The organism is Suipraeoptans intestinalis (genome assembly GCF_034091795.1).
Classification (GTDB): Bacteria; Bacillota; Clostridia; order Lachnospirales; family Lachnospiraceae; genus Suipraeoptans; species Suipraeoptans intestinalis.
Genome location: NZ_JAXFXH010000007.1, coordinates 91,688 through 104,469 on the forward strand (window position 1 = coordinate 91,688; position 12,782 = coordinate 104,469).

At 49.6% G+C, this 12,782-nt stretch carries 11 protein-coding genes; 2 read left to right on the forward strand and 9 right to left on the reverse strand.

Translation table 11 applies throughout. The features are described from left to right. Window positions 1-15: 15 nt before the first annotated feature. The 7 genes from smpB to SOW26_RS02405 all read right to left on the reverse strand — a co-directional run bounded on the left by smpB (window position 16) and on the right by SOW26_RS02405 (window position 7,082). Window positions 16-483: an SsrA-binding protein SmpB gene (gene smpB, locus SOW26_RS02375; protein ID WP_154476396.1), complete on the reverse strand. Its 468-nt coding sequence runs from the start codon at window positions 481-483 to the stop codon at window positions 16-18. Continuing rightward, a complete protein-coding gene (gene rnr / locus SOW26_RS02380; RefSeq protein ID WP_320651822.1) occupies window positions 446-2,617 on the reverse strand; it encodes a ribonuclease R in 2,172 nt (723 codons plus the stop codon). The genes smpB and rnr overlap by 38 nt, the downstream gene beginning before the upstream one ends. Before the next feature lie 297 nt (window positions 2,618-2,914). After that, the gene (gene secG, locus SOW26_RS02385; protein ID WP_276959776.1) at window positions 2,915-3,157 is read right to left on the reverse strand and encodes a preprotein translocase subunit SecG; all 243 of its coding nucleotides are present in this window, start codon (window positions 3,155-3,157) and stop codon (window positions 2,915-2,917) included. A gap of 64 nt (window positions 3,158-3,221) precedes the next feature. Beyond that, window positions 3,222-4,565, reverse strand: coding sequence for a phosphoglucosamine mutase (gene glmM / locus SOW26_RS02390; RefSeq protein ID WP_276959778.1), 1,344 nt, complete (start codon window positions 4,563-4,565; stop codon window positions 3,222-3,224). Window positions 4,566-4,589: 24 nt separating this feature from the next. After that, window positions 4,590-5,765 carry a phosphoribosylaminoimidazolecarboxamide formyltransferase gene (locus tag SOW26_RS02395; RefSeq protein ID WP_320651823.1) on the reverse strand — a complete coding sequence of 392 codons (1,176 nt, stop codon included), beginning with the start codon at window positions 5,763-5,765 and terminating at the stop codon, window positions 4,590-4,592. A gap of 11 nt (window positions 5,766-5,776) precedes the next feature. Continuing rightward, window positions 5,777-6,487 (reverse strand): IMP cyclohydrolase, encoded by a 711-nt coding sequence (locus SOW26_RS02400; RefSeq protein WP_320651824.1) that lies wholly within the window; start codon window positions 6,485-6,487, stop codon window positions 5,777-5,779. Between the two features lie 94 nt (window positions 6,488-6,581). Beyond that, window positions 6,582-7,082, reverse strand: a complete 501-nt coding sequence (locus SOW26_RS02405; RefSeq protein ID WP_154476406.1) for a GreA/GreB family elongation factor — start codon at window positions 7,080-7,082, stop codon at window positions 6,582-6,584. A gap of 247 nt (window positions 7,083-7,329) precedes the next feature. Between SOW26_RS02405 and coaBC the strand changes: the two genes are divergently transcribed. Continuing rightward, window positions 7,330-8,541 carry a bifunctional phosphopantothenoylcysteine decarboxylase/phosphopantothenate--cysteine ligase CoaBC gene (coaBC, locus tag SOW26_RS02410; protein ID WP_276959781.1) on the forward strand — a complete coding sequence of 404 codons (1,212 nt, stop codon included), beginning with the start codon at window positions 7,330-7,332 and terminating at the stop codon, window positions 8,539-8,541. A gap of 110 nt (window positions 8,542-8,651) precedes the next feature. Here coaBC and SOW26_RS02415 read toward each other — a convergent pair whose 3' ends face one another. Further along, the gene (locus SOW26_RS02415) at window positions 8,652-10,007 is read right to left on the reverse strand and encodes an alanine/glycine:cation symporter family protein (protein WP_276959782.1); all 1,356 of its coding nucleotides are present in this window, start codon (window positions 10,005-10,007) and stop codon (window positions 8,652-8,654) included. A 419-nt stretch (window positions 10,008-10,426) separates the two neighbouring features. Between SOW26_RS02415 and SOW26_RS02420 the strand changes: the two genes are divergently transcribed. Further along, window positions 10,427-11,716, forward strand: coding sequence for an aspartate aminotransferase type Ic (locus SOW26_RS02420; RefSeq protein WP_320651825.1), 1,290 nt, complete (start codon window positions 10,427-10,429; stop codon window positions 11,714-11,716). A gap of 177 nt (window positions 11,717-11,893) precedes the next feature. Here SOW26_RS02420 and SOW26_RS02425 read toward each other — a convergent pair whose 3' ends face one another. Further along, window positions 11,894-12,745: a patatin-like phospholipase family protein gene (locus SOW26_RS02425; protein ID WP_154476412.1), complete on the reverse strand. Its 852-nt coding sequence runs from the start codon at window positions 12,743-12,745 to the stop codon at window positions 11,894-11,896. Window positions 12,746-12,782: the final 37 nt, after the last annotated feature.

Below are 12,782 nucleotides of genomic sequence, written 5' to 3' on the forward strand. Positions count from 1 at the left end.
GTCTCCTTTTCCCTTCTAGTCCAGATTCCTCACTTTAAATTCCCTCTGAGCCTCCCTGGCCTGGTCTTTTTTCGCAATGTCCTGGCGCTTGTCATACAGCTTTTTCCCTTTTGCAATGCCGATCTCTATTTTTACCAGACTTCCTTTGAAGTATACCTTCAAGGGCATGATGGTGATCCCTTTTTCTTTTGTTTTCCCCACAAGTCTGCGGATCTCCCATTTATGCATCAGAAGCTTTCTGACTCGCAGAGGATCCTTATTGAAAATATTTCCCTTTTCGTAGGGGCTGATATGCATTCCGTAGATGTATACTTCCTCGTTCTCCACCCCAACAAACGCCTCTTTGATGCTGCATTTGCCCATGCGAAGGGATTTTACCTCCGTCCCGTGGAGGGCAAGGCCGGCCTCAAATGTATCCAAAATAAAATAGTCATGATAAGCTTTCTTATTGTTGGCGATCAATTTTATTCCTGTGTTTGCCATTTTGTTTTTCTCCTTTTCCCACCAGCTCGAAATCCACAGTACGTGTCCGCGTATCGGCGGCTGTCACCCGGACTTTCAGTTCCTCTCCCAGGCGAAATCTCCTGTGTCTGTGTATCCCCACCAATTCTCCCGTATTCTCCCGGTATTCATACTGGTCATCGTACAGTCCTGCTACAGGGATCATTCCCTCTACCGTGTTCGCAAGCTCCACATAGATGCCCCATTTGTTCAGTCCTGAGATCCTTCCCTCATACACCTCTCCCAGATGAGCCTCCATAAACTCCGCTTTCTTTAATTTTTCTGCTTCCTGCTGGACCTTTTCCGCCTTTCTCTCCATTTCTCCTGCGTGTAAAGCCACCTCCGGCAAAATCCGCCGATAATGCTCCGTCTTTTCCTCATCCATCCGTCCCCGCAGCAGATCCTTTATGATCCGGTGGATCTGCAGATCCGGATATCTACGGATCGGTGAGGTAAAATGTGTATAGCAGGAGGATGCCAGTCCAAAATGCCCTGCATTTTCCGCTTCATACTTTGCCTGCTGCATAGATCGTAACACCAGTCTGCTGACAAACGGCTCTTCGGATTTCCCCTTCATACTGCTCAGCAATTTTTGAAATTCTCTCGGCTTTACCGTTTTTTCACTTTTCCGCAAAGAATATCCCATCGTATGAAGATATGTTTTTAATTCTTTTATTTTTTCCTCATTTGGTCCCTTGTGATTTCTGTAAAGGAAAGGCAGCTCTCTCCAAAAGTATTCCTCTGCCACCGTTTCATTGGCAAGGATCATAAAGTCCTCTATCAGCCTGGTTGCCTCGTTTCTTTCCCTGGCTCTGATCCGGCTGACCTTCCCTTCTTCATCCAGTTCTATTTTCGCCTCCGGAAAATCAAAATCGATGGTCCCTCTTGCCTGTTTCCTTTTTTGGAGAAGGTGCGACAGCTGCCTCATCCCGTTTAGCATCTCCTGTATATCTCCCGGGATCCCTTCTGCATCTTCTTCGGTAAAAAAGCGATGGACCGCCTCGTATGTCATTCTTTTTTGAACCCGGATCACCGTTTCTGCAATTTCATGACTGGTGACCGTTCCCTTTTCGTTAATCCGCATCAGACAGCTGAGAGCCAGTCTGTCCTCTCCAGCGTTCAGAGAACAGATGCCGTTGGAGAGCGCTTCCGGCAGCATAGGCAGTACCCGGTCCGGAAGATATACGCTGGTTCCCCGCTTTTTTGCTTCCTTGTCTATTCCGCTATTTTCCTGTACATAATTGGCAACGTCTGCAATATGGACCCCTAAAAGAAATTCTTTTCCTTCTTTTGTTAGTGAAACAGCATCATCAAAATCTTTGGTATCTTCCCCGTCAATGGTTACCAAAAGCCATTCTCTTATATCCTTCCGTCCGTTGTAATCGCCCTCTTTCACTTCCGTGGCCACCTTTTTGGCACGGTTCAGGATTCTTTCAGGGAAGGTATCTTCCAACTGATTTCCCCGGATCAGGGAAAGAATATCCACACCTTTCTCCCCTGCAAATCCCAGGATGTCTGTCACTTCTCCTTCCGGCTTTTTTCGGTCGTTTCCATAATCCACCAGTCGTACAGTTACCTTCTGTCCGTCTTTTGCTCCCCCTGACTTTTCTTTTGGCACAAAGATATCCTGTCCCAGTTTCCGGTTGTCCGGCAGCACGAAGCCGTACCCCTTTTCCGGCTGCTGCTGATACAGCCCCGTCACTGAGGTCACTCCTCTTTTCAGGATGCGGATCACCTCTCCTTCCCGACGTCTCCTTCGGGAGCCGCTCCTGATCCTGATACACACTTCATCCCCATCCATAGCGCCGTTTCCGGCCTCTTCCCCGATAAAAATATCGTCCTCTTCTCCCGGCACACAGACAAAGCCAAAGCCTCTGGCATGTCCCTGAAAGAGTCCCACACAGGTCTCCTCTTTCTGCTTTTCATACCTTCCCTGCCTCGTCTTTCTGATCCTGCCTTCCTCCTGCAGTTCTTCCAGAATCTGTCCAAGCTCTTCCTTCTCTTCGGCCTTCACATTCAGCATAACTGCCAGATCCCGAAACCGCATAGGCACATAAGACCGGTCACAGATCCATTCATAGACCACTTCTTTTCGTTTGTTTTCTTCTTTTTTCATTCTTTTCCTTCCCCGTTCCTATGTGCCTTTTTCTTTCTTCCTGCCTCACAAGAAAAAATCCCACATGGCAGGATCTTCTGCTTGCAGCCGGTGCTTTTGCAACGCATATCCACATCGCCGCAGTGCGATCCTGGCGAAGTACATTTGTATCATAGGACACAGGTTCCTGCGAAACAAAAAAGACACTCCTCAAAGGTGCTCCCACCGCCAGAGTCTTTGCCTGACTGCGGGGCCACTTCACGACGGAGTGCCTTATTCCCTTATCTGCCGGATCGGACCTTGTCGCATCCGTATCCTCTAGCCAAATACCTTTAAATTTAAAACTGCCGCTAAAACGATGAACAATATCGCCAGAAACTTGGTGGACTTCTCCAGAGCTCCCTCCATGGAACGTCCCTTATTCTGTCCCCAGTAAGTATCTGCGATTCCGCTGATCGTCCCCAGTCCTGCCGACTTTCCTTCCTGCATCAGCACGATCGCCGTCAACGCAATGCAATCCATCGCAAATAAGATCATCAATACCGTCTTTAAAATTCCCACTTTCTGCACCTCCTGCACATAAACACTGTTATTCTATCACAGAGGGTCTGTCCTTGCAAGCTTTTTATACTGCCAAGCCCTGCTCCCGGATCACCTCTGCCACCTGGTTTACATACTGCTCGCACAGCTCATCGCTGGAAGCCTCCACCATAATACGGACCACCGGCTCCGTCCCGCTTTCTCTTACCAGGATACGTCCGTCGTCACCCAGAGCGGCTGCCACCTTTTCCACCGCCGCTTCCACCGCCGGATTCTCCCGGGTTTTTTTCTTATCCTCTACCCGGATATTTTTCAAAAGCTGCGGATAGATCTTCACTTCCTCCGTCAGCTTGGACAGGCTTTGTTTCTTTTCCAGCATAACTTCCATCATCATCAGGGAGGTCAGGATCCCGTCTCCCGTAGTTGCATGTTTGCTGAAAATAATATGTCCGGACTGTTCTCCCCCCAGGGAATACTTATTCTGCACCATGTTTTCGTAGACATATTTGTCGCCCACTGCCGTTTTCTCATAGCGCAGTCCCGCCCGGTCGCATGCTTTATAAAGTCCCAGGTTGGACATGACGGTAGTAACGATGGTGTCCTGGTTCAGGCGGTTGTTTTCCTTCAGGTATTTGCCGCAGACATAAAGGATCAGATCCCCGTCCACCACATTTCCGTTTTCATCTACCGCAATACACCGGTCCGCGTCTCCGTCATAGGCAAAGCCTACATCCAGCTTGTTTTCCCTGACGCAGGTCTGCAGCTTTTCAATGTGGGTGGAGCCGCATTCTGCGTTGATGTTGGTTCCGTTTGGCTCACAGTGGATGGCATAGGTCTTGGCTCCCAGTGCGTCATACACGCTCTTCGCAATGGAGAACGCACTTCCGTTGGAGCAGTCCAGTCCTACCCGCATATTCTCAAAGGATCTGGTGGCCAGAGAGATCAGATACCCGATGTACCGATTCCTTCCCGCTGCGTAATCCACCGTACAGCCAATGGCTTCCTTTTTGGCAAAGGGGAGTTCTCCCAGTTCCCCGTCAATATACTTTTCAATCTCTGCTTCCACTTCTGCTTCCAGCTTATGTCCTTTTCCGTTGATCACCTTGATCCCGTTGTCATAGAAGGGGTTATGGCTGGCAGAGATCATAATCCCGCAGTCAAAATTCTCCGTCCTTGTCACATAGGATACGCTAGGCGTGGTCGTCACATGAAGCAGGTAGGCATTGGCGCCCGACGCGGTAAGTCCTGCCACCAGCGCATACTCAAACATATAACTGCTTCTTCTGGTATCCTTTCCGATCACGACCCTCGCTTTGTGGTCCTGTCCATAATACCATCCCAAAAATCTGCCCACCTTAAATGCGTGCTCCACCGTCAGCACTTCATTCGCCTCTCCGCGAAATCCATCCGTTCCAAAATATTTTCCCATATGATTATCCTCTCTGTTTTTCTTCTAGTGATGAAACAGGCGGATGCCTGTAAAGGCCATGACCATTCCGTAAGCATTGCATCTTTCGATCACATGGTCATCTCTTACAGAACCTCCCGGCTGTGCAATATATTTTACGCCACTTCTTTTGGCCCTGTCAATATTGTCCCCAAACGGAAAGAAGGCGTCGGATCCCAAAGTAACCTCCGTCAACTGATCCAGCCATGCCCGCTTCTCTTCTTTTGTAAAGACCTCCGGTTTTTCCCGGAAGATCTTCTGCCAGGCTCCCTCTTCCAGCACATCCAGATAGTCCTCTCCGATATAAAGGTCGATGGCATTGTCCCTGTCTGCCCGTCTGATATCCTCCCGGAAGGGAAGCTCCATCACCTTTTTGTGCTGTCTCAGCCACCAGTTATCCGCTTTTCCTCCTGCCAGCCTTGTGCAGTGGATCCTGGACTGCTGGCCTGCACCGATACCGATAGCCTGCCCGTCCTTCACATAGCAGACGGAGTTGGACTGGGTGTACTTTAATGTGATCATGGCCACTTTCATATCCCGGATCGCTTCCTCTGGAAGCTCCTTTTTCGCGGTCACCACAGAAGAAAACAGCTCGTCCCTGACAGCCAGATCGTTTCGTCCCTGCTCAAAGGTGATCCCGTACACCTCCTTCTTTTCCTGCGCCTTGGGGACATAGTCCTGATCTATCCGGATAATATTATAATTTCCTTTCTTTTTCTTTTGCAGGATCGCCAATGCCTCCGGCGTAAATCCCGGCGCGATCACGCCGTCCGACACCTCTCTTGCTATAAGTCTGGCCGTCGCCTCATCACACACATCAGACAATGCGATAAAGTCTCCGAAAGAAGACATTCTGTCGGCTCCTCTTGCTCTGGCGTAGGCACATGCCAAAGGAGACAGCTCTCCCATATCCTCTACCCAGTAAATCTTCGCCAGGTCTTCTGTCAGCGGAAGCCCCAGCGCCGCGCCTGCCGGAGACACATGCTTAAACGAAGTGGCTGCCGGAAGTCCTGTCGCCTCCCGAAGCTCCTTCACCAGCTGCCAGCCGTTGAAGGCGTCCAGAAAGTTAATATAGCCCGGTCTGCCCCCCAGGATCTCCACCGGGAGCTTTCCCTCTTCCATGTATATTCTTGAAGGTTTCTGATTGGGATTACATCCATACTTTAATTCCAGTTCTTTCATGATCTTCTCCTTTACCGGCCGTTTTTGTTGATGATCCTCGTCCTACTGCTTCCCGTCTGCAGGTCTATAAACCGCACAAACAGGGATACTTTATTTTCCTCATTCAGACTGTTCCAGATCTTTTCTGTAAATACATCCAGATCTCCCTCGACTTCTATGGTCTTAGGTTCCCCGCTGTAGCTGGGAAGAGGATCTGCGTCCCTCTCGTATGTATGGATAAAGCGCCCCTCTCCCGGCAGCGGATTCTCATAAGCAAAAGTAAACCTCTGGCAGCTGTCAGGATTGCCCTGACTGCTTTTTAAAATGGACAGCGCATAGTTGAAGGTGTCGGCCTCTATATGAACGATCCCCGAAATCCTGGGCGTATAATTGGGGGCGTCCGGCTCAAAGGTCCTCTCTCTTAAAGACTGCTCAAAGGTCAGCTGCCTGTCCATTCCCCGGTAGATGGTATCCGTCTGATCTCCGTTGGTCACGATCAGCTTATTGCCCAGTACCCTGACCGGAGCATAAATGATCAGGCTGGGATCTGTCATCTTGGACGGATCAAATGCCTGTGTCCGGATTCCTTGGCCATCCTCCACAAATATCCGGTTACGACTGTTCTCACTGCGTCCCATGATAAAATAGACCACGACTGCCTGGGATCCGTCTTTTGATCTCCCCAGGATGATCCCTCTGCCCGGGTATGTATTTTCCTGCAACAACTGTTCAATCTTATCCATGATACATCCTTTCCTTTCCCGATCCTTTCGTTTGCCTGATTGCTTTTTGTCTGGTTCCATTATATAGAACCCCCGCCTGGTTTACCAGTAAAACTTAATACTTCCGCAGCGTATCTTTTTCATCCTCCTGCGTGTTTTCTATCTTCCTGACCCGGACATGGATCGTCTCCGTTCCCAGCGGGATCTCCACCCGGTCCCCCTCCTTCTTTCCCAGGATCGCTTTTCCAATAGGGGACTCGATGCTGATCAGTCCTTTCAGGGAGTTTCCCCGTATACTGGTCACCAGCCGGTAGGTCTGGACCTCCTCCTCTTCTTCAAAATACAGTTCCACCGTGTTGTTGATCCCCACCTCTCCTTCCCGGGAATCGTCCGAAACCACCACGGCATGCTTGAGAAGCTTTTCCAGGTAACGGATTCTGCTTTCATTACGGTTTTTATCCTGCTTTGCCGCCTTGTATTCAAAATTTTCACTCAGGTCTCCGTGAGCGCGGGCCTCCTTCACCGCCTCCAGTTCTTTTTTTCTGACTACCAGCTTCCGGTATTCAATTTCTTCCTTGATTTTTGCAATGTCGCTGTCTGTCAGTCGCTCTCTCATTTTTTTCCTTCCTTTCGCTCTCTCAAGTCTGCAGACCCTGTATCTATTCTCTTCCTTCCTGGTTTTTCAGAATGGCTTAACAGAACCATTCCCTTCGAAATGTGCTGCGTTTTATCATAACACATTCTGTTCCGGATTTTCCATGGGATTTTCAAAGTACCCGCTTCTTCTTTCCCCCTCTGCAGGCTTGCAACCCTCTGCCAAACAGAGTATAGTAAAATCAGCTTATTTTCAGGGAGGATATTTTATGTTAAAAGGAAAAACCATCATACTTGGCATTTCCGGCGGAATCGCCGCCTATAAAAGCGCGGCCCTCGCCAGTCTGCTGGTGAAAGAAGGAGCTGACGTCCGTACCATTATGACTGCCAATGCTACACAGTTTATTTCTCCTTTGACCTTTGAGTCTCTGACCGGACACAAATGTGTGGTGGACACCTTCGATCGGAACTTTGAATTTCAGGTAGCTCATGTTTCCCTGGCACAGAAGGCAGATGCCATTTTGGTGGCCCCTGCCACCGCCAATGTTCTGGCCAAGCTTGCTCATGGTCTTGCAGACGACATGCTGTCTACCACTCTCCTTGCCAGCAGGGCCCCCAAGATCGTCGCCCCCGCCATGAATACCGGAATGTATGAAAATCCGGCCACCCGGCGCAATCTTTCTCTTCTGGAGGCGGACGGATTTACCATCGCCCACCCGGCTTCCGGAAGGCTTGCCTGCGGCGACGAGGGCGCCGGAAAGATGCTGGAGCCTGAACTGCTGCTGCAGTATCTCCAGCGTGCCTGCACCTCTCCGAAAGATATGGAAGGACTGAAGGTTCTGGTGACGGCAGGACCCACACAGGAGGCCCTGGATCCGGTTCGCTATCTTACTAATCATTCCTCCGGAAAGATGGGATATGCCCTTGCAAAAGCCTGCGCACAGCGAGGGGCTTCTGTCACTCTGGTCAGCGGCCAAACGGCTTTGACCCCGCCTTTGTTTGTCCATACCGTTCCGGTGGTTTCGGCGCAGGATATGTTTGAAGCCGTGAAAGACCACCATTCCCGTATGGACATCATCATAAAAGCCGCTGCCGTGGCAGACTATCGTCCGTCTTTTATCAGTGATGAAAAAGTCAAAAAATCCGGGGATGCTCTTTCCCTTCCGCTTGCGCGGACCCGGGATATCCTTTCCTTTTTGGGAGAGCAAAAACCAGACGGACAGTTTCTATGCGGATTCTCTATGGAAACACAAAATCTTCTGGAAAATTCCCGCAAAAAGCTTCTAAAAAAACGTCTGGACATGATCGTTGCCAATCATCTGAAAGAACCCGGCGCCGGTTTTCAGACCGATACCAACAAGGTCACTTTGATCGGGAAGGATTTTGAAAAAGAGCTTCCGCTTCTTTCAAAAGAGGAGGTTTCCCATCAGATTCTGACCACGATCCTTCAACAGCGAAAAAACAGCTCCCTCCATGACTGACAGCACTCTAACTGCCTTTCATGAAGGGAGCCGGACAGATTCTTTCTGTTTTCCAGACTCCGTATCTTCCTGCTGCTTTTGGGGCAAGGCCTCAAAAGCAGCGTTTTTTATTATTTCGGAAGGTTCTCAAACTCTTTTTTCTTTTTCGCTACGATCCCCGACAAAAGAAGGATCCCCACTACGTTGGGAATGACCATCAGTCCGTTAAACAGGTCCGACAGATCCCATGCCGCCTGTGCTTTCAGTACCGTTCCCACCAGGATGGCAAGGATGACCGCTATCCGATAAGGAAGGATCCCCTTTTTCCCGAACAGATAGGAAATATTTGCTTCGCCAAAATAATACCAGCCGATCACTGTGGTGAAGGCAAAGAAAAACAGGCTGACTGCCAGGAACATGACGCCCTTTGTCCCAAAGGCCAGTTCAAATCCCTTCTGCGTTACGGCTACAGAGGTCAGTCCCAGCTTGCCGGAGACATTTTGTGCGCCTGTCAGCAGTACCACCAGCGCCGTCATGGTGCAGATGATCAGAGTATCCACTACCACGCCTGCCATAGCGACCAGTCCCTGGTTGACCGGATGCGGTACATTTGCAACTGCATGTGCGTGAGGGGTAGATCCCATACCCGCTTCATTGGAAAACAAACCTCTCGCCAGACCAAGCTGCATCGCCTTTTTCACTGCAAATCCCACGCTTCCTCCCAGCACTGCCCTGGGAGTAAAAGCTGCCGTAAAGATCCCTGCAAATACCGATCCCAGCTGTCCATGGTATTTTATGATTACAACCACTCCCGCGATGATGAAAATGGCTGCCATAAAAGGAACCACCAGCTCTGCAATCTTGGAGATCCTCTGGACACCTCCTACCACGATCAGTCCCACCAGCACCGCCAGCAGGATACCTGTATATAACGGCTTGATCCCAAAGCCCTGTTCCAGAGAAAGTGCGATAGAATTGGACTGCACCATATTTCCGGCGATTCCCAGCGCCAGGATAATGAATACGGCAAAGCACACAGCCATCACTCTTCCCAGCGTCTTATTCTTCAAACCTTTTGACAGATAGTATGCCGGTCCTCCGTAAACCTGCCCGTCTTTTTCCTGGCGGAACACCTGTGCCAGAACCGCCTCGGCAAAAATCGTGCTCATTCCCAAAATTCCCGATACCCACATCCAGAAAACCGCTCCCGGTCCTCCCGTCATAATGGCAGAAGCCACTCCGCCGATATTTCCGGTTCCTACCTGTGCCGCAATGGCCGTTGCCAGCGCTGCAAAGGAGCTGACCTGTCCGACTTCTTTTACGCCTTTTTTCTGAAAGACTCCCCCGAAGGCCTCCTTCATTGCCTGCGGCAGCTTAACGATCTGCGGGAATCCCAGACGAACGGTGAAAAAGATTCCGGTTCCCAACAGCAGATAGATCAGGATCTTGTCCCACAAAAAGTCCTTGATCAAATTCAGTGTGTCCATACATTTGTCCTCCTCATCTTTCATTGTAATTAGGAATCACTCACTTTGTTAATATTGTAACACATTCTGGTTTTCTCAGCAATCCTTTTTGTCTGTTTTGGCTGTTTTTCTGCTATTTTTTTATCAATCTTTTTATCCCTCCGACTTCGCAAATCTCTTTTTTGCTCCCTCTTCTCCCTCATTTAAAAAGATCTGTCCAAAATCCGGCAGCGGTTTGCTTTTCCGACGGTCTTCTTCCTTCTTCCACATGTCCGTTCTTTTTCCTTTTGAATAAATTTTTCTTTTATATTTCATTTTTGTTTATTATTTATGCCGATTTTGGAATTTTAAGCCTGTATTTTGCAGGAATCTATTGACCTTTCTGCATTTTGTGCTAGAATGAGGTACTAGATAACAGGAAGAGAAACGGAGGAAGTGTTGTGAAACCATACGCAGAATTATCCAAAGAAGAATTGCAGGAACTAAAGACCGCCCTGGAAGCACAGTTTGAGGAGGAAAAGGCAAAAGGACTTTCCCTTGATATGTCCCGCGGAAAGCCCTCTGCCGATCAACTGGATCTTTCCATGGGGATGATGGACGTGCTGGGAAGCGACTCCCAACTGGTCTGTTCCGAAGGTGTAGACTGCAGAAACTATGGGGTGCTGGACGGCATTGCAGAGGCAAAGCAGCTTCTCTCCGATATGATGGAGGTTCCAAAAGAAAATATTGTGATCTTTGGCAACTCCAGTCTGAATATTATGTTTGATACGGTGGCGCGCTCCATGACCCACGGCGTCATGGGCAGCACTCCCTGGGCCAGACTTGATGCGGTCAAGTTTCTCTGTCCCGTCCCCGGATATGACCGCCACTTTACCATTACCGAATATTTTGGGATCGAAATGATCCCGGTTCCCATGACCACAGAAGGGCCGGACATGGATATGGTGGAAGATCTGGTACAGGCAGACCCCGCTATCAAGGGGATCTGGTGTGTTCCCAAATATTCCAATCCTCAGGGGATCACGTATTCTGACGAGACCGTCCGCCGATTTGCCCGCCTGAAGCCGGCGGCTGAAGATTTTCGCATCTATTGGGACAATGCCTATGGCATCCACCATCTCTATGAAGACAAGCAGGATACTCTTCTGGAAATCCTGGAGGAATGTAAGCAGGCGGGAAATCCCGATCTGGTATACAAATTTTCTTCCACCTCCAAGATCAGTTTCCCCGGATCCGGAATCGCAGCGGTGGCTTCCTCCGACGGCAATCTGGCAGATATCCGCAGACAGATGCAGTGTCAGACCATCGGGCACGACAAGCTGAATCAACTGCGCCATGCCAGATTTTTCAAGGATATCCACGGTATGACTGCGCATATGAAGAAGCATGCGGATATTCTGCGTCCCAAGTTTGACGCTGTTTTGGAAACTCTGGAGAAGGAGCTGGGCGGACTGGGGATCGGATCCTGGATCGCTCCCCGGGGAGGTTATTTTATCTCCTTTGATTCTCTGGACGGATGTGCCAAAGCCATCGTTTCCAAAGCCAAAGAGGCCGGACTGATTATGACAGGCGCCGGAGCTACCTTCCCTTACGGAAAGGATCCCTGTGATAAAAATATTCGGATCGCCCCCTCCTATCCTACTGCCGGAGAATTGAAAGCTGCCGCACAGGTCTTTGTACTGAGTGTGAAGCTGGCCAGCGTAGAAAAGCTTCTGGCAGAAAAGGCCTAGCTATTCCACTGACGTTTTCCTTCTTCTCTTTTTGAAATGCTTCAGTGTTGTACCACCAACTTCAAACAGGGACAGTTCCGAAGCGTTTTTTCTCCATCCTTGTGGAGGAAATGCTTTGGCTGCTGTCCCTGTTTCACTTTCTGTTTTCTGTCTTTCTGGTTTGTCCGGCTTATCTTCTTACCGGTCTTCCCCTTTCAGATATCTCTTTAGTTCGCCTATCCTCCTTTGCATATCCGCTACTCCCAGGTCATAGACCCTCTGGAGATTTTCCGGCGATTTTTCCACCCGGCTGATTTGAATCGCCTGAGAAGGGCGAACCACAAACAGCTTCTTCTCTCTTTCCTGCACCCGGATCTTCTGGATGGTGCTGTTGTACATATTGTGACGTTCTTTCAGACATTTTCTGAGATGGGGGTACTTCCGATAGGTATATTTCCAAAAAAGGGGCGACATAGGCTCCTTGCGGTACCCCAGATTCCTGGTCAGTACCACCACGATCCTGTCATATCCCATCCCCTGAAACTTTTCCACCGGAATGCTGTCTGTGATCCCTCCGTCCAGATATTTTTTTCCGTTGATCTCCACCGGCTTTGACACGAACGGCATGGAGCCGGAAGCCCGCAGAGTGTCCATCTGCTCATATCCGCTTTCGATCCGAATGTATTCCGGCTTTCCTGTTTCTATATCCGTCACTACGGCATAAAAGGGAACCCCGCTTTTTTGAAACGCCTCATCGTCAAACTTGTCCCATTCTTTGGGAATTTTTTCATAAGCCAGCCTGGTGCTTACAATATTGCCCTCCCGCAGCAGAGGCCGAATTCCCATGTAATCCTTATCCCCATTGTATTTTTTGCTGTAACGAAGCGCCCGCTTCTTCTGTCCCGACAGAAAGTTTACGCCAAACAGCGCCCCTGCGGACACACCGATCACCCCGTCGAAATGTATCTGATTGTCCAGCATCACATCCAGCACTCCCTCGGTGTACATTCCGCGCATGCCTCCGCCTTCTAGAACCAGTCCTGTCTTCATACGATCATCTCCTTTTCTGTATGAGGAAGATTATAGC

Excerpts from the sequence above, each read along its gene's own strand:
- smpB (WP_154476396.1), bottom strand. The coding sequence starts at position 483 with ATGGCAAACACAGGAATAAAATTGATCGCCAACAATAAGAAAGCTTAT.
- rnr (WP_320651822.1), bottom strand. The coding sequence starts at position 2,617 with ATGAAAAAAGAAGAAAACAAACGAAAAGAAGTGGTCTATGAATGGATC.
- glmM (WP_276959778.1), bottom strand. The coding sequence starts at position 4,565 with ATGGGAAAATATTTTGGAACGGATGGATTTCGCGGAGAGGCGAATGAA.
- SOW26_RS02395 (WP_320651823.1), bottom strand. The coding sequence starts at position 5,765 with ATGAAAGAACTGGAATTAAAGTATGGATGTAATCCCAATCAGAAACCT.
- SOW26_RS02400 (WP_320651824.1), bottom strand. The coding sequence starts at position 6,487 with ATGGATAAGATTGAACAGTTGTTGCAGGAAAATACATACCCGGGCAGA.
- SOW26_RS02405 (WP_154476406.1), bottom strand. The coding sequence starts at position 7,082 with ATGAGAGAGCGACTGACAGACAGCGACATTGCAAAAATCAAGGAAGAA.
- coaBC (WP_276959781.1), top strand. The coding sequence starts at position 7,330 with ATGTTAAAAGGAAAAACCATCATACTTGGCATTTCCGGCGGAATCGCC.
- SOW26_RS02415 (WP_276959782.1), bottom strand. The coding sequence starts at position 10,007 with ATGGACACACTGAATTTGATCAAGGACTTTTTGTGGGACAAGATCCTG.
- SOW26_RS02425 (WP_154476412.1), bottom strand. The coding sequence starts at position 12,745 with ATGAAGACAGGACTGGTTCTAGAAGGCGGAGGCATGCGCGGAATGTAC.